At 50.8% G+C, this 23,948-nt stretch carries 19 protein-coding genes; 5 read left to right on the forward strand and 14 right to left on the reverse strand.

The genetic code is table 11. From position 1 onward, the window contains the following. Positions 1-29: 29 nt before the first annotated feature. On the reverse strand, positions 30-1,028 hold the full coding sequence (gene kdgT, locus BZK42_RS24580) for a 2-keto-3-deoxygluconate transporter (RefSeq protein ID WP_016155482.1): 999 nt from the start codon (positions 1,026-1,028) through the stop codon (positions 30-32). Positions 1,029-1,727: 699 nt separating this feature from the next. Here kdgT and proP point away from each other — a divergent pair. Together proP and pmrR are read left to right on the forward strand one after the other, a co-directional pair. After that, positions 1,728-3,230: a glycine betaine/L-proline transporter ProP gene (gene proP, locus BZK42_RS24585; RefSeq protein ID WP_016155405.1), complete on the forward strand. Its 1,503-nt coding sequence runs from the start codon at positions 1,728-1,730 to the stop codon at positions 3,228-3,230. A gap of 82 nt (positions 3,231-3,312) precedes the next feature. Continuing rightward, complete coding sequence (pmrR, locus tag BZK42_RS24590) at positions 3,313-3,402, forward strand: LpxT activity modulator PmrR (RefSeq protein WP_016155406.1); 90 nt, start codon at positions 3,313-3,315, stop codon at positions 3,400-3,402. Here pmrR and pmrB read toward each other — a convergent pair. The 7 genes from pmrB to melR form a co-directional block, all read right to left on the reverse strand. Next, positions 3,396-4,478, reverse strand: a complete 1,083-nt coding sequence (gene pmrB, locus BZK42_RS24595) for a two-component system sensor histidine kinase PmrB (RefSeq protein WP_016155407.1) — start codon at positions 4,476-4,478, stop codon at positions 3,396-3,398. The two genes, pmrR and pmrB, sit on opposite strands and share 7 nt — an antisense overlap. Then, on the reverse strand, positions 4,479-5,147 hold the full coding sequence (gene pmrA / locus BZK42_RS24600; protein ID WP_016155408.1) for a two-component system response regulator PmrA: 669 nt from the start codon (positions 5,145-5,147) through the stop codon (positions 4,479-4,481). A gap of 4 nt (positions 5,148-5,151) precedes the next feature. Next, positions 5,152-6,789, reverse strand: coding sequence for a phosphoethanolamine transferase EptA (gene eptA, locus BZK42_RS24605; protein WP_049043178.1), 1,638 nt, complete (start codon positions 6,787-6,789; stop codon positions 5,152-5,154). 145 nt (positions 6,790-6,934) lie between these two features. Further along, the gene (gene adiC, locus BZK42_RS24610; protein ID WP_016155410.1) at positions 6,935-8,272 is read right to left on the reverse strand and encodes an arginine/agmatine antiporter; all 1,338 of its coding nucleotides are present in this window, start codon (positions 8,270-8,272) and stop codon (positions 6,935-6,937) included. 127 nt (positions 8,273-8,399) lie between these two features. Further along, the gene (locus BZK42_RS24615) at positions 8,400-9,161 is read right to left on the reverse strand and encodes an AraC family transcriptional regulator (protein WP_080860684.1); all 762 of its coding nucleotides are present in this window, start codon (positions 9,159-9,161) and stop codon (positions 8,400-8,402) included. Between the two features lie 315 nt (positions 9,162-9,476). Beyond that, positions 9,477-11,744 (reverse strand): arginine decarboxylase, encoded by a 2,268-nt coding sequence (gene adiA / locus BZK42_RS24620; protein WP_016155412.1) that lies wholly within the window; start codon positions 11,742-11,744, stop codon positions 9,477-9,479. Positions 11,745-12,021: 277 nt separating this feature from the next. Further along, entirely contained in the window at positions 12,022-12,954 is a 933-nt protein-coding gene (gene melR, locus BZK42_RS24625) for a transcriptional regulator MelR (protein ID WP_016155413.1), read from the reverse strand. Between the two features lie 269 nt (positions 12,955-13,223). On the opposite strand from melR, the gene melA reads away from it, so the two are divergent. From melA to BZK42_RS24640, 3 genes are all read left to right on the forward strand, one after another. After that, positions 13,224-14,579 (forward strand): alpha-galactosidase, encoded by a 1,356-nt coding sequence (melA, locus tag BZK42_RS24630; RefSeq protein WP_115191088.1) that lies wholly within the window; start codon positions 13,224-13,226, stop codon positions 14,577-14,579. Positions 14,580-14,671: 92 nt separating this feature from the next. Beyond that, positions 14,672-16,102, forward strand: coding sequence for a melibiose:sodium transporter MelB (melB, locus tag BZK42_RS24635; RefSeq protein WP_080860697.1), 1,431 nt, complete (start codon positions 14,672-14,674; stop codon positions 16,100-16,102). 2 nt (positions 16,103-16,104) lie between these two features. Continuing rightward, positions 16,105-16,359: a SemiSWEET transporter gene (locus BZK42_RS24640; protein ID WP_016155416.1), complete on the forward strand. Its 255-nt coding sequence runs from the start codon at positions 16,105-16,107 to the stop codon at positions 16,357-16,359. A gap of 26 nt (positions 16,360-16,385) precedes the next feature. Here BZK42_RS24640 and BZK42_RS24645 read toward each other — a convergent pair whose 3' ends face one another. From BZK42_RS24645 to BZK42_RS24665, 6 genes are all read right to left on the reverse strand, one after another. Beyond that, complete coding sequence (locus tag BZK42_RS24645; RefSeq protein WP_080860699.1) at positions 16,386-17,003, reverse strand: DUF2238 domain-containing protein; 618 nt, start codon at positions 17,001-17,003, stop codon at positions 16,386-16,388. A 147-nt stretch (positions 17,004-17,150) separates the two neighbouring features. After that, positions 17,151-18,797 (reverse strand): class I fumarate hydratase FumA, encoded by a 1,647-nt coding sequence (gene fumA / locus BZK42_RS24650; protein ID WP_080860701.1) that lies wholly within the window; start codon positions 18,795-18,797, stop codon positions 17,151-17,153. 96 nt (positions 18,798-18,893) lie between these two features. Further along, positions 18,894-20,234 (reverse strand): anaerobic C4-dicarboxylate transporter DcuB, encoded by a 1,341-nt coding sequence (dcuB, locus tag BZK42_RS24655; protein WP_080860704.1) that lies wholly within the window; start codon positions 20,232-20,234, stop codon positions 18,894-18,896. Between the two features lie 118 nt (positions 20,235-20,352). Then, on the reverse strand, positions 20,353-20,655 hold the full coding sequence (locus BZK42_RS28540) for a hypothetical protein (protein WP_131341598.1): 303 nt from the start codon (positions 20,653-20,655) through the stop codon (positions 20,353-20,355). Positions 20,656-20,952: 297 nt separating this feature from the next. Beyond that, complete coding sequence (dcuR, locus tag BZK42_RS24660; RefSeq protein ID WP_016155419.1) at positions 20,953-21,672, reverse strand: two-component system response regulator DcuR; 720 nt, start codon at positions 21,670-21,672, stop codon at positions 20,953-20,955. Continuing rightward, positions 21,669-23,300 carry a sensor histidine kinase gene (locus BZK42_RS24665; RefSeq protein ID WP_080860706.1) on the reverse strand — a complete coding sequence of 544 codons (1,632 nt, stop codon included), beginning with the start codon at positions 23,298-23,300 and terminating at the stop codon, positions 21,669-21,671. The genes dcuR and BZK42_RS24665 overlap by 4 nt, the downstream gene beginning before the upstream one ends. Between the last annotated feature and the right edge of the window lie 648 nt (positions 23,301-23,948).

Genomic DNA, 23,948 nt, shown 5'->3' on the forward strand with positions numbered 1-23,948 from the left:
CAGGAACGGTGAGTGGGATAAAGGCAGGTTTAGTGGTGCAGGGAGTCTGCCGGGGTAGCCGCCGTCTCATTGACTACCGGGTTTTTATTAAAGCGTTTGGCATACAGCGCGGTGATAATCGGCACCAGAATCGCGGTGACTATCACGCTGGCGGCAACCAGCGCCGTAGCGGATGCGGCAACCGGTTCAAATGCCGGGTTAATCTGGGCGATAATCACCGGGTTTGCCACTGCAGCGCCTGCCGCAGAAGAGGCTGCTACGCCTGCCGTACCGTTCCCGCCACCAATAACGCGGTCAGCAATAATCAGCGGAATACCGGTGATGACGATAACCGCGACGCCCAGCAGGATGCCCAGCAGACCCGTATCAACGATGACGCTCAGGTTAATCGTGTTGCCCAGCGCGAAGCCAAAGAACGGGATCAGCACCGGCGTGGCTTTGCTGAAGAAGGAACGCAGATCGTGATCCAGGTTACCCAACGCAAAACCAATCAGGAACGGTAATACCGCGCCGACAAAATGGTGTGGTTCGAAGGAAGCCAGACCCGCGGAGCCGAGGATCACCATGGTCATTAACGGACCGGATTCCAGAGACATCAACACAAATGCGCCAGACTCTTCTTTGGTTCCGTACTGGTTCATCAGGCTGGCGTACAAACCGCCGTTGGTCATGTCCATCGCTGAAACAATTGCCAGTACCGAAAGACCGGCAAAGAACCCGGTTTGAATACCGGTATCAGGAATAAATGAAGCAGCAATCATTGCCACTACCCATGCCACGGCTATTTTAGTTAATACCAGTGTGCCGGATTTGCGTAATACCGTGCCGGTTGCTCGTAAATCAATAGATGCACCGATACAAAAAAACCACACTGCCAGAATCGGCACCGTTCCGCTGATCATTCCTTTGGTAAACGAACCGAAATACGCGCCGGTATCCGGAGCTAACGTATTTAACACTGCGCCTAATAACAGAGGAATCAACATCATTCCGCCAGGGATGCGTTCAATCGTGGCTTTAATTTTCATAAGCGTCCTCATCTCTTGTCGCAGGTAATACACGCGCAAGGAAATAAAAATTAATAAATTCAAATGGTTACTGGTATTTCTTAACAAAGAAAACAGCTATCTCTTTGTTTTATAAAATCTAACGCGGCATACGTTGAGCGTGTTGCTGCTCCCAGGGATATTGCGTCTGGAATTAGTTTGCATTCATAGGAACATTGATTCAATCAAAATAAAACGATGTTTTAGTTATCTTCATCACATATTCCGAGCAAAAGTTCCTGAGTGCTCTGATTATTAAAAAAGCTGTGATCTTTTTGTGAAGAGATTAGGTGGGTTTTTGCCTAGCAGAATAATAGTGACTGTTGTGATTGTTGGTGCAACAAAGCGATTTATTCTTGTATTTAATTGCCAGAAAATCGCAAGCATTACATGTAAAAAAGTTGACTAAGAATGACCTGATTTACGCATGTTGACGAAATGGAAATCTATATGTGAAGTTGATCACAAATTTAAACACTGTTAGGGTAAAGAGGTCATTAACCGCCCAATCAGGCGTCAACAGGTTCGGTTGTACTGCTCGTTTCTCGTCAGTGTAAGTAAACCTGCTACGCTTGTTACAGGGAATGCGTCTGTGCATTCCCCGCTCGGTGATGACCTTGACGCAGGGGCGTTGAGGGACTCGATCTGTAGCGTGACAGGGCTAAGTCTATGAGGACGAGTATGCTAAAAAGGAAAAAAATAAAACCAATTACGCTGCGCGACGTTACCATCATTGATGACGGTAAACTGCGAAAAGCCATTACCGCGGCGTCGTTAGGTAATGCGATGGAGTGGTTTGATTTTGGTGTTTATGGGTTTGTTGCTTACGCATTAGGTAAAGTGTTCTTCCCGGGGGCTGACCCCAGCGTACAGATGGTTGCTGCTCTTGCCACCTTCTCTGTTCCCTTTCTGATTCGACCGCTTGGCGGATTGTTCTTCGGTATGCTTGGCGATAAATACGGTCGTCAGAAGATCCTCGCTATCACCATTGTGATTATGTCGATAAGTACCTTCTGTATCGGTCTCATTCCCTCGTATGCCTCGATTGGTATCTGGGCGCCGATTCTGCTGTTGCTGTGTAAAATGGCGCAGGGGTTCTCGGTCGGCGGAGAGTATACCGGGGCGTCGATTTTTGTCGCAGAGTACTCGCCAGACCGTAAGCGCGGATTTATGGGCAGCTGGCTGGACTTCGGCTCGATTGCCGGGTTTGTGCTGGGTGCGGGCGTGGTAGTCCTGATCTCAACTATCGTCGGCGAAGAAAACTTCCTTGAGTGGGGCTGGCGTATTCCGTTCTTCCTGGCGCTACCGTTAGGGCTTATTGGCCTGTACCTGCGTCATGCACTGGAAGAGACTCCGGCGTTCCAGCAGCACGTGGATAAACTGGAGCAGGGCGATCGTCAGGGACTGCAGGACGGTCCGAAGGTGTCGTTTAAAGAGATTGCGACCAGGCACTGGCGCAGCCTGCTGGCATGTATTGGTCTGGTGATTGCCACCAACGTCACCTACTACATGCTGCTCACCTATATGCCGAGCTACCTGTCGCATAACCTGCATTACTCTGAAGACCACGGCGTGCTGATTATTATCGCCATCATGATTGGTATGCTGTTTGTGCAGCCGGTGATGGGTCTGCTCAGCGACCGCTTCGGACGCCGTCCGTTTGTGATTATGGGCAGTATTGCGCTGTTTGTGCTGGCTATTCCGGCATTTATTCTGATTAACAGTAACGTCATCGGCCTGATTTTCGCCGGGTTGCTGATGCTGGCGGTGATCCTCAACTGCTTTACCGGGGTGATGGCGTCAACGTTACCAGCGATGTTCCCGACGCATATTCGCTACAGTGCCTTGGCTGCAGCGTTTAATATCTCGGTATTGGTCGCCGGTCTGACACCGACGTTGGCCGCATGGCTGGTGGAAAGCTCTCAGAATCTGATGATGCCTGCTTATTATCTGATGGTGATTGCGGTGATAGGTTTAATTACCGGCGTGACCATGAAAGAGACGGCTAATCAGCCGCTGAAGGGGGCTACGCCTGCCGCTTCGGATATTCATGAAGCGAAAGAGCTCCTCGGCGAGCACTACGATAATATTGAGCATAAAATCGAAGATATCGATCAGGAAATTGCTGAGCTGCAGCTTAAGCGTACGCGCCTGGTGCAGCAGCATCCGCGGATTGATGAGTAATCATGTGATTTATCATATCCACTTAAGGTTGGCTTAATCTGCGTCAGGCAAACTCTCCTCCAGAGTATCGGAGGAGAGTGTCATGAAAAACCGCATTTATGAAAGTTTGACCACCGTGTGCAGCGTGCTGATCGTCAGCAGCTTTTTGTACGTTTGGGTGAGTTCTTACTGACCTTTCGCTAATTCCACCCAAGCGCGAGTGCCGGTGGTTCCCTGACGATTTTGCAAATAGAAATGCCCGTGATGTAACTGGGTGATACGACTGACAATGCTCAGCCCCAGCCCAATCCCGCCAAAACGGCTGTCCATACGCACAAACGCTTTACTCAGCTCCCCGCATTTACTCTCATCAATGCCTGGGCCTTCATCTTCGACGGCGATAACGGCATCATGCTCTGTATTCAGGCTAATCGTAATATGGGTGCCTTCCGGGCTGTAACGATGCGCGTTCTCCACCAGATTTCGCAGCAGCATTCGTAATAGCGTCGCATCGCCACGTACGACAACGTCCGCCGTGCTTTGCGGTAGGAGCAGCGTCTGCTGACGCTGGTCCAGCATGGTGCTGAGTTCATCGTAGGAGGGCAAAATCACGTCCTCCAGCAGTTTGACGTGCTGGTAGCTCCCGGCCGAGAACGACTGTCCTACGCGGGCGAGTTGCAGCAGTTGCGACACGCTGTCCATCATTTGGTCAAGGCGGGCAATTAACGGTGAAACGTCGACCTTATGGGTTTTGGACAGTAATTCCAGATGCAGGCGAACGCCTGACAACGGGGTGCGCAGTTCGTGGGCGACATCGGCGGTAAATAAGCGTTCGTTTTCAATGGTGCTCGTCAGCCGCGTCACCAGCTCGTTGAGCGCTGAGACGACCGCCTGGATCTCAACGGTTGAACTGTGAACTTCAATCGGAGCAAGGTTATCGGCTGCCCGCGTTTCTAACTCTTTTTGCAGATCCGCCAGCGGGCGAGTAATACGCCGCACTGCCTGGTAGCAAATCAGCAGCGTCAGGCTGACCATAAAAATACCGGGGACGATCAGGCTGGCGATGGCCTCGCGGATTTCATGCAGGATGTGGCGATCGTTGTTACGATTTTCGCGTAACGCCTGCTCAAATAGCTGTATTTGTTCGGTGCTTTCGTGCCACAACCAGAAGGTGCTAATCAACTGGAAGACCAGCAGAATAAGACCGATGGTCAGCATCAGGCGATGACGCAGCGGGAGCGGTTTTTTTAGATATTGCAGTAGCTTCACTTAGCTTTCCTCAGTGGCAACCAGCATATAGCCAAATCCCCTGACTGTGCGGATACGTGATTTACCCACTTTGTCCCGCAGGTTGTGAATGTGCACTTCCAGCGTATTGGTCGACGGTTCGTTATCCCAGCTGTAGATGTCGTTATACAGGATCTCCCGGTGTACCGGGCTGCCCGCTTTAAGCATCAGGCGCGACAGGAGTGCGTATTCTTTCGGCGTTAAGATAACCTCTTGTCCATCCATCCACACCTGGCGACGACCGATATTCAGCGTCAGGTTACTGACAATGAGTTCACTTTCACCCTGATTGTTATGACGACGCAGCAGCGCCCGGATGCGGGCATGCAGTTCTTCCAGTGCGAACGGTTTGACCAGATAGTCATCGGCGCCAACGTCCAGCCCGCTGACTCGGTCTTTCACTGTATCGCGGGCGGTGAGGATAAGCACCGGCACGGTGTATTTTTTCTGTCTGATGCGGTTCAGGAAGTGCAGGCCGTCTTCATCCGGTAAGCCCAGGTCCAGAACCACCAGACTGTAATGGCCGGTCTCCAGACACTGCTCCGCGGCACGGGCCGTTGATACGCCGTCGCAGGCATAGCCTTCTGTTTGCGCGGCGAGTATCAGTCCCTGTAATAACAACGTATCGTCTTCAACAATCAGAATTTTCATTCGTTTAGCCTCCCCGGCAGGGTTGCAGAATATCATCTGCCGCCTGATATTTCTGTGTTTGCACGCCTGTTAATCCCAGCAGGGTTGAGAAGAGATTATCCTGTGAGAAGTCCTCTGAGCCTGCCCGTTTTTGCAAACATGTCTGAGAGACTTGATAGCGTTGCTGATAATCTTCTGAGAGCCACAGCAGCATCGGCACATGTTTTTGCGTATCTGGCGCAATCGAATATGGCAGGCCGTGTAAATAGATGCCATTTTCCCCTAAGGATTCACCGTGATCGGAAAGGTAGACCAGGCTGGTGGTGAAATTATCTTGATGCTCTTTCAGTATATTGATTGCTTTATCAACAATATAGTCGACGTAAAGAATGGTGTTGTCATAGGTATTGACCAACTGTTGCTGTGAACACGTCTGGATTTCGTTGGTGTCACAGGTTGGCGTAAATTTCTTGAACTGCGCAGGATAGCGGTTGTAATAGGTCGGACCGTGGCTGCCGATGGTGTGCAGCACAATCACGCCGTCGCCTTGCAGGTTATTAATGTACTCTTCCAGCCCGTGGAACAGCACGTCATCGTAGCATTCCCCGTCAATACACTGCCCTGGCAGGTTCAGCTTAGTCATATTCTGGTGCGGTACCCGGTCACATGCCCCTTTGCAGCCGCCGTCGTTATCGTTCCACAGAACGTTAATTCCCGCCCGCTGAATAATGTCGAGCACGCCTTCCTGATGCTGCGCCAGTTCTTCATCGTAGTGCGCGCGTGGCATACCCGAGAACATGCAGGGGACAGATACTGCCGTTGCCGTTCCGCAGGATGTGGTGCGGGGGAAATAGACCACATCATCTTTTTCCAGCAACGGGTTGGTCTGGCGCGAATAGCCTGACAGCGAGAAGTTATCGCCGCGTGAGGTCTCGCCGAGCACCACAATCGTCAGGTTCTTACGCTTTTCTTTCACCATCAACGGATTGCGATGGGCGTCTTCACCAATGCGTACCAGCGGCAGGTGGGCCAGCCTCTGGTGTGAATACCAGGAAGAGGTCGCCACAATGCTGTTGGATGGGCTGAGGGATTTCACCAGTTCTTTATTGTTGCGAAACAGTGAGGCGTAATCTTTGTAGAAGAACGCGGCGACCAGCACGATCAGCAGCGCGGAGATCAGAATATTCGCGCCACGGAACAGTACGCTGCGCATGGCCGGGGCGATCGGTTTGATTCTTATCCAGCAGGCAATGAGCGCGGCGAGAATGCCGCTCACTCCGAGCGTGATGAGCATTTGCGGCGTCAGCAAAGCAAAGGTTTCGGCGGGTGTGGTGTCCATCATATTGGCGATCATCGAGCGGTCAATGATGATGCCGTAGGTCATGATGAAATATTGGGCCGATGCGCCAACCAGAATGAAAACGCAGGCCACCAGGCGATTAAGCCACAGGAATGAGGCCAGCGTCAGCACAATGTTCATGACGCTGAAAGCGACGACCGGCATCGACAAAAACACCAGCAGGTTGCGCACGGAATCCAGGGGCAGTTCTTGCAGCACTTGTTTATAGAACGCAATGTTCAGGAAAGTCGCAAGATAAAATGAGATCAGGAGAAGCCAGCTGATTAGCCCGAGAGTGGGTCTTTTAAACAGGTGCTTTAACATTAAGGGGGTTCCATCGACTAAGTGGTACAAATCCTCTCAAAGTAAAATTAAGCCAACCTTAAGTTCTTAATGTTGATTTCAGGAATCGCGGGGGGCGGCGTTGGCCCGATGGCCTTACACCATCGGGCAACGACGACTGTTTGCGTTAGTTATTGTTTACCGGAGCATCCAATGGATATGGGTTTTTATGGATCCGATTGTAGTTCAGTGCATACAGCGCGGTGATGATCATCAGCGTGACGAATGACCACATCACCTCTTTGGCACCGGAACCGACAACCGCCCAAATGCAGTAAACAAAAGCGATAAAGGTCACCAGTAAGTACATCGGACGCGCTTTACCAAAGTGACCATGGCCGAGCAGCAGCAGCGCGGCGCAGGTGTACAGATACGGCACCAGCGTGAAGATAACGGAGACCGAAGAGACCAGACCAAACTCTTTCGCAGCGTTTGGCGACATGCTGCTGAACTGGAAGATGGTCATCAGAACGCCGACGATAATTAACCCGGCTACCGGCGTACCGGCTTTGTTAACGCGGGCAAAAATCGGTGGGAACAGGCCGTCATCGGCTGCCGCTTTGGCGGTTTGCCCGGCAAGCAGCGTCCAGCCGCCCAAGGAACCCAGGCACCCGGCCGCGGCACAGAAGGAGACAATCGCCCCTGCGGTGTCACCCAGCGCCATGCGTGCGGCATCACCGAACGGGGAGGCTGAAACACGCAGCGCCGCGTTAGGGATCATACCCATAATCGCCGTGGTGGAGAGCACATAGCAAACGGCGGCAATCAGCACGCCGCCCATGGTGGCGATAGGCACGTTACGTTTGGGATTTTTAACCACACCTGCCGCGACGGAGGCGCTTTCCACGCCGATAAATGACCACAAAGTTACGTTCAGAGTGCTTTGAATCGCACCGAAGGTGTTCATGCCGCTGACGTTCCATGCCGCCATATAGGTTTCACCCCGGAACCAGAACCAGCCGAAGACGGCAATACCGACAATTGGCACCAGCGCCAGTACCGTTGCGACGGCCTGTACACGGGTGATCATTTTCGGTCCGACAATGTTCAGCAACACGAAGATCCACAGCACCACGACGCAGGTCAGCGTCAGGACCAGCGGATCTTTTAAGATGGGGAAGAAGTAGCTCAGGTAACCGACGCCAATAACCACCATGGCAATGTTACCAATCCAGCAAGCCAGCCAGTACAGGACGTTGGTCTGGTAGCCCAAAAAAGGACCGAAACAGCGGCGGGCATAAGCGTAAGAACCACCGGGACTGGAGTCTAAGGACGACATTTTCGCGTACACCATCGACAGCGCCAAAGCACCGATAATAGTGACCAACCATCCGTAGATTGCAATCCCGCCAGTTGACGCAAGGTTTGCGGGTAGCAGGAATACACCGGAACCCATAATATTCCCCGACACCATAAGGGTGACGGGGATTAAGCCCACTTTGTGAGCATCAGCATCCGTCGACATATTTAGTAACTCCTGATAAGGATAAATGACGTCTTATCATACCTCTTCAGAAGACTATTTTATGATGGCGGACTGGGGGTATCGCTAATGCTGATATTATTATGGCTTATAGCTAACTGATTAAAAATCAGGCAGCGGATGGCTCCCTATGTTGACTGACATAATGCAGAGGCGTCATCCCATAGAACTCTTTGAATACGGAAATAAAGTACGAGGTACTGTTATATCCGCACAGTTGAGAGACCTGGGAAATGTTTTTGCCGTCCATCAATAATTGATTGACGGCATAACGCATGCGACACGTGGTAATTATTTGGCTGTAACTTGTATTTTCACTTTTGAGCTTTTTCTTTAACAAACTGGGGCTCAGGCATAAGCAACTGGCAACCATGCTTAAATTCCAGTCTTTATGTATATCGCTCTCAATAATGTGATAAACGCTGTCGCTGATACGACTGCGTAGTATATGCATGAGCAGAGAAATAAACTTTTTGCTGCCGAGAAAGCGTGATAACACCGTGAACAGTAGCGAGCGCGTGCGCACACTTTCACCTTCGTCCATTGTGTCCATTACGCTATATTGGGCAGCCACCCGGAAGACATCCGGCGTCAGACAGACGGCGGTCATCACTGGGTTGGCACTGCGTTGCCAGAGTGGGATCTGTGAAAGGTCTTTATTTAAAAAACGTAGATAGTCTTTAATGATATCACGGCTGATATGTATGACCAGTGCGTTATTAAGTGATGAGAAATCGATAATATTATTATCGCATGCTACCAGCGCCATATGATTAGCTTTTAAGCTGATGGCTTCTTTACCGTTAATCCTTAACCAAACATCCTTCTCCGTTAATACAACAACACAAGCTGCTCTGCTGCAAACCCTCATACCCAAACTCCAGGAATATGAACATAAAACACCGTAGCTCACCATCAGATGAACCATATCGGCTAAATTGAAATTGTATGATGAATCCAGGACCGCATTAAAATAACGTGTCTGAAATTAATTACAATGTTTGGTGGGAATTTTCTTATGTACACTTTTTTTTACGCAAGTGGAAACGTGATATTTGCGTATAAAAAAAGCGCGGGGTGGTCCCGCGCAAAAAGGTATGACAATGTTATTGTTTTGCAGCAATACTCAGGAATTACTCAAGCATGACATGTCTACCTTAAAAATCGGACTATCTATAAAATGACATTATGCTTTCACGCACATGACGTGATATACACCGTCAATAATTTCCGTTCCTTCGGTTTCATGTTCAAATCCAGGGAAGTGGTGGTCCCAGGACTGCAACGAACGTAGATAACTAATCTGCGGGCTATTGGCGTCGCCAAAGTTTTCCCCGGACAGCAGCATTGGAATTCCCGGTGGGTAAGGAATCACGGAATTCGCAGCTATACGACCCGGCAGATTTTCAATGGCCACCATCTCAACGTTATCGCTGACTATCGCGTTATAGGCTTCACGCGGGGTGATTTCAGCAACAGGCAGGCCGGAGTAGGCCGCGTTGAGTCGGCTGCCAGGGTTGTTCTCTTTCAGCCAGGCAAACATGGTGTCGCCCAGATCGTGAATGCCCATGTTGGCGTAAGTGTCAGGATGTTCCTCAACCAGTTCTGGCATCACCTGCGCCAGCGGTGTATTGGCATCGTAATGGTGTTTGAATGAGCACAGGGTATTGATCAGCGTGCCCCATTTCCCACGGGTAATCCCCATTGAGAACAGGAACATAATCTGGAAATCGGTGGTACGGGTCGGCACGATACCGTGGCGGCCAAGCCAGGCGGTGACCAGCGCTGCCGGTACGCCGCTCTCTTCCAGTTCGCCATCATCGCCCATCCCCGGCGCCAGAATACTGACTTTGATTGGGTCCAGCATGCTCCAGTTATCCGGCAGGTCTTTAAACCCGTGCCAGGATTCACCCGGACGCATCACCCAGCAGTTCTGGTCAGTGGTCAGGAGTTGAGTTGGCGCATCGGCAAAGTCATAGGTTTTGCCGGTTTGCGGGTCAGTCACCACTTCTTTGTTCCACGGTTTGAAGAACCAGTCGCCTTCGGCGGAAAATTCTTTGTACAAACGCGCCATAGCCTGACGGAAATCGACCGCTTCGTCGATCACTTCCTGGGTGAGCGACAGACCGCTGTTGCCGTCCATCATGGAGACCGCCACGTCGTTTGATGCGCAGATGGCATACAGCGGAGAGGTGGTGGCGTGCATCATGTACGCCTGGTTAAAGCGGGAGAAGTTCACGGCCCCACGACCTTCACGGACGTGAATGTAAGACGCCTGAGAGAGCGCGTTCAGCAGTTTGTGGGTCGAGTGGGTCGCAAAAACGGTAGGACCGTTATGATCGCCGGGCGCGCCACGCATGGCGTAGTGATCGGCATAAATTGGGTTAAAGCGGGCATAACCGTACCAGGCCTCATCGAAGTGGATGCGATCGCTGGTTTGCGCGAGCAGGTCCTGGGCCTCTTTGGCGTTGTAGCAAACACCGTCATAAGTACAGTTGGTCACAACGCTGTAAGACGGTTTTTGCCCGGCCTTGCCTTTGGTCAGCGGGCTTTCGCTGATTTTTTTCTGCAATGTTTCAGGTTGCATTTCTTGCGGGTAGATAGGGCCGATAATGCCGTACCGGTTGCGACTTGGCACCATGTACACCGGTTTTGCGCCGGTGAGGATCAACCCCTGCTCGATAGATTTGTGGCAGTTACGATCCAGCACCACGACGTCGTTGTCGGTCATACAAGCCTGCATGATGGTGCGGTTAGAGCCGGAAGTCCCGACCACTACGGACCAGGAGCGGTCAGCGCCAAACACGCGGGCGGCATATTTTTCGCTCTCGCCAAATGCGCCGGTATGATCCAGCAGTGAGCCGAGCGATGCGCGTTCAATACCCATGTCGCTACGGAATAAGTTTTCACCGTAGTAATCATGGTAAAAACGACCCGCCGGCGTTTTGGTAAATCCGACACCGCCCTGGTGACCAGGCGCCGCCCAGGAGTATTCATGGATGTCGCCGTACTTCATCAGCGCGCTGAACAGTGGCGGCAGAAGCTGCTGGCGGTAACGGGTCATCGCCGCAACGGCACGTCCGGCGATAAAGTCTGCGGTATCTTCCATAATCCAGGCGAATTCATCGACAAGCTCCAGCAGGTCGCGATCCAGCGATGCGGTGGCTTTTTCGCGATCGCCCAGCAGGAAAACGGGAACGTTTTGCTGGCGCTCGTGGAGCTTGCCGATCAATTGCCTGACGTTCAGGTGCTCGTCTTGTTGTTCCATTTGATAGCTGAACATCAGGCAATCAATGGCTTCATTAGCGGCGAGGATTGCGTAACCATCGTCGAATGAGGTGGACTTAATGACGGTAACATTTTGGCGGCTTAATGCGTCAGCCAGACGTTCGACAGCGCTACCGACCCAGGTGTCCTGATGCAGAAACTCACTTTCAACAATTAATACTTTCATCATCTTTTACCCGGTTGTGGAAAGGTTGCAATTTATGGATTGCAGACACACCGTATGAATGTGACGCAGGCAAGTATTATCCTGACAAAATGGGCTGTAAAGCGGGTGATAAATAGTCTGATTTGTGTTTAATTTGTTTTTAAACAAATGGTTATGTTTGCTTATTGGCGATTTTTCACCGCTGTTTATCGACAGGGGGAATATTTTTTTGGCTGATACTGATATCGGCGAACGATAGGGATCGTAGGCCGGGGTAACGCCGGTGGTTTCTGGCTGCTCAGCCAGCCATTGTTTGCCGGCGCTGCTGGCTCAGTTTGCGGTACTGCTGCGGCGACATGCCGACAAACTTGCTGAAGGTGTCATAAAAACGGCTGCTGGATCGGAATCCGGCGGTCAACGCGACGTCAAGAATGGTTTTATCGGTATCGCTAAGCAATGCGCGGACGTGATTGATCCGCATTGCGGTGATGTACTGCTTCATGGTGAGTTGCATCACGCGCTGGAAAATCCCCATCGCGTAGTTGGCGTTGAGCTTCACGTGTTCCGCGACGTCGTTGATAGTGAGCACCTGATCGTAGTTATCGGCAATAAAACTCAGCATCTGGCTTACGTAAAACTGGGCGTGCCGCGAAACGCTGTTTTTGTGCGTCCGCGAAGTTTTATTGACCAGGATTGGCTGCCAGCCGGAAAGGCTAAACCGCTTGAGCATCAGACCAATTTCATCAATGGCGAGCTGGCGAATTTGCTCGTTCGGGTTGCTCAGCTCCTGTTGCCAGCGCTGAACTTCAAAGGTGCTCAGCTGCTGCGACGCCAGCGATTTGATGACCATGCCATGGGTAACGTGGTTGATCAGTTCGCGATCCAGCGGCCAGGAAAGGAAAAGGTGCATCGGTAAATTGAAGATAGCCATGCTTTGGCAACTGCCCGGACGCGTGAGCTGATGCGGCGTACAGGCCCAGAAAAGCGTAATGTGTCCCTGTTTTATCTGCACCACTTCGTTGTTGATGAGGTACTCAACGTCGCCATCAAACGGCACATTAATCTCCACCTGCCCATGCCAGTGGCTGGCAGGCATAGCATGCGGTGAGCGCAGCTCAATATCCATCCGTTGATATTCTGAGTACAGCGACAATGGGCTGCGGGTTTGCTCTTCATCGCTGCTGCACATGTGCGGATCGGGGGGAAGAGGCGATGTCGGTAATGTACTCATGGTTGCTCCATTTCCTGAATTATCAGAATCATGTCATTTGCTGCGCATTAAGGCTGAGAATCAGGACACAAATCGGACCGATATCATTGAGCATAGTGAGATTTTGGGGCCGCATACTCTGCTTTTTGTGCAATTTTGTCCCATAAACTCAGATCCAGTATGGGACAAAGAGGCGATCTGAGTTTATGGGAATGCTCGCCAGGGAAGTCGGAAGTTTTCATCAATGCGCTGTGCCACCATGACTGTGTTCACTAATGTTCTGGAGAGTCATGATGTCTGCACCCAAAATTACCTTTATCGGCGCCGGTTCCACGATTTTCGTCAAAAATATCCTCGGGGACGTCTTTCATCGCGATGCGCTGAAATCTGCGCATATCGCCTTGATGGACGTCAATCCTACTCGGCTGGAAGAGTCACACATTGTGGTGCGTAAGTTGATGGACTCAGCGGGCGCATCCGGGCGTATCACCTGCTATACCGATCAAAAAGCGGCATTGCAGGATGCTGATTTTGTGGTGGTCGCTTTCCAGATTGGTGGCTATGAACCTTGTACCGTTACCGATTTTGCGGTGTGTAAACGTCATGGTCTGGAGCAGACGATTGCCGATACGTTGGGGCCAGGCGGCATTATGCGCGCGCTGCGCACTATTCCGCATTTATGGCAGATTTGTGAGGATATGACCGACGTCTGCCCGCAGGCCACCATGCTTAACTACGTTAACCCGATGGCGATGAACACCTGGGCAATGTATGCGCGCTATCCGCATATTAAGCAGGTTGGATTGTGTCACTCGGTGCAAGGGACAGCGGAGGAGCTGGCCCGCGATTTGAACATCGACCCGGCCTCTTTGCGCTATCGCTGCGCCGGGATCAACCATATGGCGTTTTATCTGGAACTTGAGCGTAAAACGGCTGACGGTGCTTATGTGAATCTCTATCCGGAGCTGCTGGCGGCCTATGAATCTGGTCAGGCGCCGAAACCGAATCTTCACGGTAATACCCGTTGTCAGAACATTGTGCGCTATGAAATGTTCAAAAAGCTGGGCTATTTCGTCACTGAGTCGTCGGAGCATTTCGCGGAATATACGCCGTGGTTTATCAAACCAGGGCGTGAGGATCTGATTGAGCGCTATAAGGTTCCACTGGATGAGTATCCAAAACGCTGTGTGGAACAGCTGGCGAACTGGAACAAAGAGCTGGAAGAGTACAAAACGGCGGCGCGGATCGAGATTAAACCGTCACGTGAATATGCCAGCACTATCATGAACGCTATCTGGACCGGTGAACCGAGCGTGGTGTATGGCAACGTTCGCAATGACCATCTGATCGATAACCTGCCGCAAGGCTGTTGCGTGGAGGTGGCTTGCCTGGTCGATGCGAATGGTATCCAGCCAACGAAGGTGGGTACTCTCCCGTCACATTTGGCGGCCATGATGCAAACCAATATCAATGTTCAGACCCTGCTAACGGAAGCCATTCTGACGGAAAATCGCGATCGCGTTTATCACGCGGCGATGATGGATCCGCATACCGCCGCGGTATTGGGGATTGAGGAGATTTATGCGCTGGTGGACGACCTGATCGCGTCTCATGGCGACTGGCTGCCGGCCTGGTTACACCGTTAACACACCATTACGCCGGGCAGAGCATCCGGCGTTTAACCTCTGACGTTTCCTCTAACAGAAGGCGGGCGCTGGTAACGGCGACCCGATACCCTATGAGCATCTCTCTGAAAACAAAACTCAGTTACGGATTTGGAGCGTTTGGTAAGGATTTCGCCATCGGTATTGTGTACATGTACCTGATGTATTACTACACCGACGTGGTGGGATTATCGGTGGGGCTGGTCGGAACGTTGTTCCTGGCGGCAAGGGTCTGGGATGCGGTAAACGATCCCATCATGGGCTGGATTGTGAACGCCACCCGGTCGCGGTGGGGAAAATTTAAACCCTGGATCTTACTCGGTACGCTGGCGAACTCATTGGTGCTGTTTTTGCTTTTTAGCGCACATTTGTTTGAGGGCACTGCGCAAGTCGTATTTGTCTGCGTGACGTATATATTATGGGGAATGACCTACACCATTATGGATATTCCATTCTGGTCGCTGGTGCCAACTATTACGCTGGATAAACGCGAGCGTGAACAACTGGTGCCGTTCCCTCGTTTCTTCGCAAGCCTGGCTGGGTTTGTCACCGCGGAGGTGACGCTGCCCTTTGTGAGCTATGTTGGCGGGGCCGATCGCGGCTTTGGTTTCCAGATGTTTACGCTGGTGCTGATTGCATTCTTTATCGTTTCTACCGTTGTTACGCTGCGTAATGTGCATGAGGTTTATTCGTCAGATAGCGAGGCAACGGCGGACAGCAGTCGTCTTGGGCTGAAAGCGATCGTTGGGCTCATCTATAAAAACGACCAGTTATCCTGCCTGCTAGGCATGGCGCTGGCTTACAATATTGCCGCCAATATCATTGCTGGCTTTGCCATTTACTATTTTACTTATGTGATTGGCGATGCAAGCCTCTTCCCGTACTACATGTCTTACGCAGGAGCGGCAAACCTGCTGACGCTGATTTTCTTTCCTCGATTGGTAAAAGCGTTGTCACGACGGATCCTGTGGGCTGGGGCATCAGTGCTGCCGGTGCTCAGCTGTATCGTGTTGCTGGTGATGGCGTTAGCCGGTTTTCATAACATCTTATTCATTGTTAGTGCTGGTATTTTACTGAATATTGGTTCGGCGCTTTTCTGGGTGTTGCAGGTCATTATGGTGGCGGATACCGTTGATTACGGCGAATACAAACTGAATGTACGTTGTGAAAGTATCGCTTATTCAGTGCAGACGATGGTGGTAAAAGGAGGGTCAGCGTTTGCCGCTTTCTTTATCGCAGTGATACTTGGGGTGATTAGTTACGCGCCGAATGTCGCGCAGTCTGCAGAAACCATTGTTGGTATGCAATTCATTATGATCGCGCTACCAGCACTCTTTTTTGTGGTGACCTTAGTCCTTTACTTCCGCTTTTACCGACTGAACGGCGACACGCTGCGCAGGGTCCAGATTCATTTGTTGGATAAGTACCGTAAGGTGCCGCAGCACCATGAGCAACCGGATATCCCGGCTATTGCGATAGTCACCCCAGGTGATGTGAAGGCGTAGCTATGGAATGGCATTCGTGGATTGGGTATTTGGCGGCTAGCCTGACGACGCTCTCATTCTTACCGCAAGCGATTAAGGTCATTACCACCCGCAACACGCAGGGTATCTCCGGTTTAATGTATGTAATGTTTGTGTGTGGGCTGGTGTTGTGGCTGATTTATGGATTATTGATTGAAGATACTGCCGTCAGCATGGCGAATTTTCTGACACTCCTGTTCGCCTTGCCGATTCTGGTTATCAAGTCTCGCAATGGGTAGGGCAGATTGCCGGATAAGCGTCAGCGCTATCCGGCAGTTTTTAACTGTCTGTTGTGCCAGCCCGCTAACCCGAGCACCGTGGTTAGCGCACCGAGCAGGGCGCAGAACATATCCGACTGGGTATCCCACGGGTCGCCCTGCGTCCCGAGAAAATCATCCGCTCCCTGACCCATCGCCAGCGCTGCCCACCATTCGATCAGCTCATACATCGCGCTAATCGCCAGCGCCACGCAGCAGACCAAAAATGCCAGCATTTTGCGGCCACGAACTATATTACCGCGCACTAAAATCTCTCTTGCCGTCAGGGCGGGCACCAGACCCTGGAAGAAGTGACCCAGCTTGTCATAGGGGTTACGACTGAGATCCAGCCACTCCTGAACCTGAAAACCGACAGGGACTTTAGCGTAGGTATACATACCGCCGACCATCAGAATGATGGCGTGCAAGAAAATGAGCGTGTAGAGCAATGGCGTCAGCGGGTAGCGCTTCACGGTCGCCAGCAACAGTGGGACGACAATAATGACCGGCGTAACTTCCATCAGCCAGGTGATTTTCTCCGTGGCAGAGACACCGGTGTAGATAAGTATTAGCGCCAGGAGCAGCGCGCCAGAGTGCAAGATTGTGGAGTTCAGTGTGCGGAGCATGGCGAATTCACAAGTAATGGAAAAGGTTACTATTCCCTGTGAGCGGCAAAAATTCAACGCCAGTAAATGGGGGGATAAAGTTGGCCCGGGGGGATCACTGGACTGACGCCAAAAATCTGTTGTCAGTCCAGTGCCGGGCCGAATGGGTTACTTCGCGCAGTTAGCGCATTGTTTGCTGACGATTTGCTGGAAGAAATCGTTGCCTTTGTCATCGACCAGAATGAAAGCCGGGAAATCTTCGACTTCGATTTTCCAGATAGCTTCCATACCCAGCTCAGGGTATTCCACGCATTCCAGATGTTTAATACTCTGCTGCGCAAGTACCGCTGCCGGGCCACCAATGCTACCTAAATAGAAGCCGCCGTGTTTATGGCAGGCGTCTGTCACCTGCTGGCTACGGTTACCTTTTGCCAGCATGATCATGCTGCCGCCGTGAGACTGTAACAGGTCAACATAGGAGTCCATACGACCCGCAGTGGTTGGTCCTAAAGAGCCTGACGGATAACCCGCAGGTGTTTTGGCCGGACCCGCGTAGTAGATAGGGTGATCTTTCACGTACTGCGGCAGACCTTCACCGGACTCAATACGTTCTTTTAGCTTCGCGTGGGCAATATCGCGGCCGACAATGATGGTGCCGCTCAGCGACAGACGGGTAGAAACCGGATACTGAGAAAGCTGAGCGAGGATCTCTTTCATTGGGCGGTTAAGGTCAACTTTAACCACTTCACCTTCGCCTGCCTGGCGCAGCGACTCCGGAATGTACTGGGCTGGGTTATGTTCCAGTTTTTCGATCCAGATCCCTTCGCGGTTAATCTTGGCCTTGATGTTACGGTCTGCGGAGCAAGACACACCCATACCAACCGGGCAGGATGCGCCGTGGCGAGGCAGGCGGATCACGCGGATATCGTGCGCGAAGTATTTCCCGCCAAACTGGGCGCCGAGGCCGAGTTTCTGCGCTTCTTCCAGCAGTTCCTGTTCCAGTTGCAGATCGCGGAACGCCTGGCCGTGCGCATTACCTTCAGTCGGCAGTGCGTCATAGTAGTGTGTGCTGGCCAGCTTCACCGTTTTCAGGGTGCTTTCCGCTGACGTGCCGCCAATGACGAATGCAATGTGGTACGGCGGGCATGCTGCGGTACCCAGCGTGCGCATTTTCTCAACCAGGAAGTTTTTCAGTTTGCCGGGGGTGAGCAGCGCTTTGGTTTCCTGATACAGATAGGTTTTGTTCGCTGAACCGCCGCCTTTGGCCACGCACAGGAATTTGTATTCGTCACCATCCACGCTGTACAGGTCGATTTGTGCGGGCAGGTTGGTGCTGGTATTCACTTCTTTGTACATATCCAGCGCCGCGTTTTGCGAGTAGCGCAGGTTATCTTCAATATAGGTATTAAATACGCCCTTGGAGAGTGCCGCTTCGTCGCCGCCACCGGTCCAGACGCGCTGACCTTTTTTACCCATGATAATTGCCGTACCGGTGTCCTGGCAGGTTGGCAATACGCCTTTAGCCGCGATTTCGGAGTTTCTCAGGAACTGCAGCGCTACGTATTTATCGTTTTCGCTGGCTTCGGGATCATGGAGAATTGAGGCGACTTGCTGTTGGTGTTCAGGGCGGAGCATGAAGGAGGCATCGTGGAAGGCTTGTTGGGCCAGTAGCGTAAGTGCTTCAGGGGCTACTTTCAGGATTGTTTCGCCTTCAAACTCGCCGACGCTGACGTGATCGGAGGTCAGCAGGTAGTACTCAGTTTTGTCTTCCCCCAGTGGGAAAGCCGCCTGATAAGTGAATTCAACTTTTGACATTTGCTTCCAGCCTTTTCATTTTTCTCAGGAATTTTAAAATTCTCTGTGTCTTGACGGTGGCGTGCCGTTCCAAAGCGGACGGCACGCGCACTGTAATTACAGGAAACCGTACATTGCAGCGAAGATCCAACCAAAGACACAGGATACGCTCACGCCGATCAACCCAGGTAGAATGAAGCTGTGGTTGATAACGAAACGGCCAATGTGGGTGGTGCCGGAACGGTCAAACTGAATAGCCGCCAGATCGCTCGGGTAAGTCGGCAGAATGTAGTAACCGTAACATGCCGGAGCGGAAGCAACGATGTACGCTGGATCAACCCCAATTGCCAGTGCGACCGGAACAATCGCCGCCAGCGCCGCAGCCTGGGAGTTTACAAATTTGGAAACCAACAGCAGAACAATTGCATAGGCCCACGGATACTCTTTCACCATATTGCCCAGCACACCTTCGATTTCCGTCATGTGCGCGCCGAACATTGTTTCGGCCATCCAGGCAATACCGTACACCGCCACAATCGCGATCATACCGGAACGGAAGACTTCGTTTTTAGATATTGAAGCGGGATTGGTCTTCGTCAGGATAATAATCAGCGCACCGGTCAGCAGCATGAACATCTGGATAACCAGTACCATTGACAGCGGTTTGCCGCTGAAGGTAGGGCGCAGCTCAGAGAACGCGCCGAGCACGGCAACAACGGCGATAGCGGCAAGGAAGATCCACATGGCCAGCCAGTTGCTTTTTGGCAGCTTTTTGTCTAACAGTGTGGCGGTATCGCCATAAACGTAGTTGTAGTTTTCAGGGACGGAAATAAACTTCTGGAACTCTTCATCTTTATCCAGATCTTTACCGCGGAACCAACTGAAGATACCGATCGCCAGGATACCCAACAGGGTAGACGGGATAGTGATGCTGAGCAGGTCGAGGAATTCAAGATGCTTGCCTTCAAACGTTACGTTACCCAGCATTGCGACCAGTGATACAACGGCCACGGACACCGGGCTGGCGATAATCCCCATCTGCGCACCGATAGAACTCGCCGCCATCGGACGTTCCGGGCGAATATTGTTCTTAATGGCAACGTCATAAATGATTGGCAGGATGGTGTAGACCACGTGGCCTGTACCGCAGAGAATCGTCAGGGTGCAGGTAACGAACGGGGCGACGATGGAAACGTATTTTGGGTTACGGCGCAGCAGCTTTTCAGCGATTTGCAGCATAACGTCAAGGCCGCCGGAGGCTTGCAAGGTTGCCGATGCGGCCACCACGGCAATAATAACCAGCATTACATCTACAGGTGGTTTACCCGGCTGGAGATGGAAAACGAAAACCAGAATGACCAGGCCGATACCGCCTAATAAACCCAGCGCGATACCGCCCTTTCTGGCACCATAAAACAAACATATTAATATTATAAGAAGTTGTATACTAAATAACATTTTATTTACCCTCGCGAAAAAACCAGTCAATTTTTTGAAAAATGGATCTGTGCCACATTCTTTTTTGCCGGAATAGGCATCAAAAAATGGTCAGTATTCGATATGTCCGTATTTGCGATTAATGTTCAAATGTCTTGCTAGAATGTTTTTTTAACGTTATGGCGATATTTAGCTTTTTTCTGTGGCTTTGATCAGAGGAGAGAATCCTCAGGCGATGGGAAGCAGAGCTGGACATGGAGAGCTGCGGTTGACGCTGTAATTTATCTGTTTTGCGTTTTCCGCTATTTCGTGAACCACCGACAGAATGGGTGAGTAGGTTATTTGTGTGATCACGCTCACGCCATTTCATAATGTGATGAGGTTGGCGTGCGGATACTTTTATTTGCTCACAAAAATGTACGGTGTCCATGGTACGTAGCATGGTCTCCATTGCTACCAGTCTAGATTTTGTATGTCTGGTTAATTTCAGACTAATCCTTTATGGGTAAAAATACACACTCTGCGAGCTAGATAATACTTAATTAACTTTTGTTAGCGATTTTGAAATTAAAAACAGTGTGACGTTAATCAATATTAAAATAATACATTTAACATGCTGGATACAAATATATTTGATCTAACGCAAATTTATAATTCTGCAACATGATTCAGAAAAGAAGGGATTTTTCATTATTTTAATAATTGTTACTTTCAAATAACAAATAATCCCAAATTGTTTTTATTGGCAATATTGTTTTAGTAATGAGTAATGTTCAGCCTGAACGCGGTAACGATAGACCGGTCTACCGGTTACGCCATAATGGATGCTGGTAAATAGGATGTGACAATTGACGAGCCAGATAAGATATTTACGGCAAGAAACGCGCGAGATATTGACCTCGTTGGCCAGTTCATCGGTGGAGAATTCCTGATCCTGATGCTCATCAATCCACTGGCACAGCGTGCGTAACGTTTGTGGCGTTAATCCTTTAGGTAAGCGCCGCGCTTCCTGTTCATTGGAGGAGCTGCCGTGAATCAACTGGTCAAGCTCAGACTGTTCATAGTACTGATGCTTTTCCATCTCGGTTTTCTTTTGTAGCCAGCCGGTCAGCGCCTCTTCAAAACGGGACGCCTGGAACGGTTTGATCAGGTAGTCAACGACACCATAGTGGAGAGAGTCTTTGATGGTGGTCGCGTCAGCGGCGGAAGAGATGACAATGACATCACACTTGCAACCTTCGCTGTGCAATACGGGCAACAGATCCAGACCGTTTTCTTTTTGCATATAAATATCAAGCAAAATCAAATCGATATGATTACCGCTATGAAAGATTATCTCTTTTGCTTTCTCCAGCGTGGAGGCTGTGCCGCAGCAATGAAAACCGGAGAGTTGCGCGACATAACGGCGGTTTAATTCCGCTACCATTGCATCGTCATCGACAATTAAGACATTGATCATCTGCTGGCCCTCTCACCATTCCACGGTAACTGTACAAAAAATTGGGTGAAGATCCCAGGTTCTGACTCGACGGAAATATTGCCGCCAACGTTTTCAACCTGTTGTTTAACAAGCGCTAAACCAACGCCCCGTTCGGTTCCTTTTGACGAAACGCCCTTCTCAAAGATGTGCTCAATGTGTTCGGGGGCAATCCCCGGACCATCGTCATTCACTTCGCAATGCAACCAGCCGTGTCGATAATGCAAGGATACGCTGATCTCGCCACCAGGTTCTTGACCTAGCGCCTCCAGGGCGTTTTCAATCAAATTCCCCAGAACGGTAATCAGCACAGCCACCTGATCTTCGTTGCTGTTTTCCGGCAACTGGCTTTCATTGCTGATCACCAGGCTATGGCCTAAATCAGATGTGCGATTAATCTTACTGAGTAAAAATCCTGCGATCACCGGGGATTTTATTTTTCCTAACAGTGAGCCAATCTCTTCCTGATAACTGTTGGCGGTCTTCAGGATGTAATTTTCAAGCTGCTTATAACTTTTCAGATGCAATAATCCCAGAATCACGTGCAATTTATTCATGAATTCGTGGGATCGTTCACGAAGTGCGTCGGCATAGTTGACCATGCCGTCCAGTCGTTGCATTAGTTTTCGGACTTCAGTCTTATCTCTGAATGTTGAAATGGCCCCGATGATTTTACCGTTGCTGAGTACCGGAACCGTGTTAATTAAGAGTAGCCGATCCTTCACCATGATCTCTTCATCGCGACGCGGCGTTCCGTCATGCAGTACCTGTGAAAAATCGACCACTTTTGACCATGCGTGGCTGAGCGTGGAGAGCTGGGCATCGTCTTGCGATTTGTGGTAATCCAGCAACTCTTGTGCCGCCTGGTTTATCAGCGTCACTTCACCGCACTCGTCAACGGCAATGACGCCTTCCTTTATAGAGTGCAGCATCGCCTGGCGTTGTTCGAACAGATTGGAGATTTCATAAGGCTCCAGACCAAACAGAATACGCTTGAGGACTTTGACAAATACCCATGTGCCGAGCAGCCCAACCAGCACGCCAAATAAGATGGACCAAAAGATGCTGCCACGGCTGTTATTGATCTGCTCAGTCACCCTGCTTAGCTCAAGGCCGATCGACACGACGCCTATCTGCCGGTGATGCTCGTCATAAATAGGGGTAAATACGCGCAGGGCTTGCGCCAGAAATCCGCGATTAATGGCGACATTCTCTTTCCCTTGCAGGGCCAGCAAAATGTCATCGCCTTTAAACGGCTGACCGATTCGCTGCGCTTCGGGATGGGAGTAACGAATGCTTTGCATATCGGTGACGACGATGAACAAAAAATCGTTGCTCTTATTCACCGCCTGGGCAATCGCCTGAATACCGCTTTCCTCGGGCTTTTTCATTAGCCCCTGGCGGATCTCCGGGGAGTTTGCCAGCGTTCGTGCGACCGCAAGCGCTTTACCCGCTAATTCATCGCGCGTCATGTTGCTGATTTGCGAGAAATAAATCAGATGAACGACAAGCAGTACGGAGAAGAGTACCGCACTGACCATGAGGATCACGGTAGTGCCGAGCTTCATCGGGCGTTTGCGTATAGCAGTACGTTGCAGAGAGTGTCTCATCACGGTCCTGGAATCACGGTTTGTATGGGTATTATCGCCTGATGGGATGCGTAATTCAAAGGTGGTAGGGATGATGGGGCATGGGCTGCCTGGGCTTTTCTTCTATATATAACGTAGAGCGAGTCTCTTTTTATATAGAGATTTCCTTATCTGCTTTCACTTCTTTCAGGGAGGCTGACCACTATTTTGCTTACGATTGTGGATAACTCTGTGTGTAAATGGGTATAAGGCGGGGTTTTGCTGTGGAATGCAGCGGTCAGTCATTTTTCTGCAATTTAAGGGTTGCGGGCCGCGGGAAACTCCCTATAATGCGCCTCCATCGACACGGCGGATGTGAATCACTTCACACAAACAGCCGGTTCGGTTGAAGAGAAAAACCTGAAAATGAGGGTTGACTCTGAAAGAGGAAAGCGTAATATACGCCACCTCGCGACAGAGCGCTAAAGTGCGTCGCAACTGCTCTTTAACAATTTATCAGACAATCTGTGTGGGCACTCGAAGATACGGATTCTTAACGTCGCAAGACGAAAAATGAATACCAAGTCTCTGAGTGAACACGTAATTCATTACGAAGTTTAATTCACGAGCATCAAACTTAAATTGAAGAGTTTGATCATGGCTCAGATTGAACGCTGGCGGCAGGCCTAA

Origin of the sequence: Citrobacter braakii (assembly GCF_002075345.1) — a bacterium.
Classification (GTDB): domain Bacteria; phylum Pseudomonadota; class Gammaproteobacteria; order Enterobacterales; family Enterobacteriaceae; genus Citrobacter; species Citrobacter braakii.

What these genes read in the sequence shown, in the direction of transcription:
- kdgT (WP_016155482.1), bottom strand. Translation starts at nt 1,028, where the DNA reads ATGAAAATTAAAGCCACGATTGAACGCATCCCTGGCGGAATGATGTTG.
- proP (WP_016155405.1), top strand. Translation starts at nt 1,728, where the DNA reads ATGCTAAAAAGGAAAAAAATAAAACCAATTACGCTGCGCGACGTTACC.
- pmrR (WP_016155406.1), top strand. Translation starts at nt 3,313, where the DNA reads ATGAAAAACCGCATTTATGAAAGTTTGACCACCGTGTGCAGCGTGCTG.
- pmrA (WP_016155408.1), bottom strand. Translation starts at nt 5,147, where the DNA reads ATGAAAATTCTGATTGTTGAAGACGATACGTTGTTATTACAGGGACTG.
- eptA (WP_049043178.1), bottom strand. Translation starts at nt 6,789, where the DNA reads ATGTTAAAGCACCTGTTTAAAAGACCCACTCTCGGGCTAATCAGCTGG.
- adiC (WP_016155410.1), bottom strand. Translation starts at nt 8,272, where the DNA reads ATGTCGACGGATGCTGATGCTCACAAAGTGGGCTTAATCCCCGTCACC.
- BZK42_RS24615 (WP_080860684.1), bottom strand. Translation starts at nt 9,161, where the DNA reads ATGAGGGTTTGCAGCAGAGCAGCTTGTGTTGTTGTATTAACGGAGAAG.
- adiA (WP_016155412.1), bottom strand. Translation starts at nt 11,744, where the DNA reads ATGAAAGTATTAATTGTTGAAAGTGAGTTTCTGCATCAGGACACCTGG.
- melR (WP_016155413.1), bottom strand. Translation starts at nt 12,954, where the DNA reads ATGAGTACATTACCGACATCGCCTCTTCCCCCCGATCCGCACATGTGC.
- melA (WP_115191088.1), top strand. Translation starts at nt 13,224, where the DNA reads ATGATGTCTGCACCCAAAATTACCTTTATCGGCGCCGGTTCCACGATT.
- melB (WP_080860697.1), top strand. Translation starts at nt 14,672, where the DNA reads ATGAGCATCTCTCTGAAAACAAAACTCAGTTACGGATTTGGAGCGTTT.
- BZK42_RS24640 (WP_016155416.1), top strand. Translation starts at nt 16,105, where the DNA reads ATGGAATGGCATTCGTGGATTGGGTATTTGGCGGCTAGCCTGACGACG.
- BZK42_RS24645 (WP_080860699.1), bottom strand. Translation starts at nt 17,003, where the DNA reads ATGCTCCGCACACTGAACTCCACAATCTTGCACTCTGGCGCGCTGCTC.
- fumA (WP_080860701.1), bottom strand. Translation starts at nt 18,797, where the DNA reads ATGTCAAAAGTTGAATTCACTTATCAGGCGGCTTTCCCACTGGGGGAA.
- dcuB (WP_080860704.1), bottom strand. Translation starts at nt 20,234, where the DNA reads ATGTTATTTAGTATACAACTTCTTATAATATTAATATGTTTGTTTTAT.
- BZK42_RS28540 (WP_131341598.1), bottom strand. Translation starts at nt 20,655, where the DNA reads ATGCTACGTACCATGGACACCGTACATTTTTGTGAGCAAATAAAAGTA.
- dcuR (WP_016155419.1), bottom strand. Translation starts at nt 21,672, where the DNA reads ATGATCAATGTCTTAATTGTCGATGACGATGCAATGGTAGCGGAATTA.
- BZK42_RS24665 (WP_080860706.1), bottom strand. Translation starts at nt 23,300, where the DNA reads ATGAGACACTCTCTGCAACGTACTGCTATACGCAAACGCCCGATGAAG.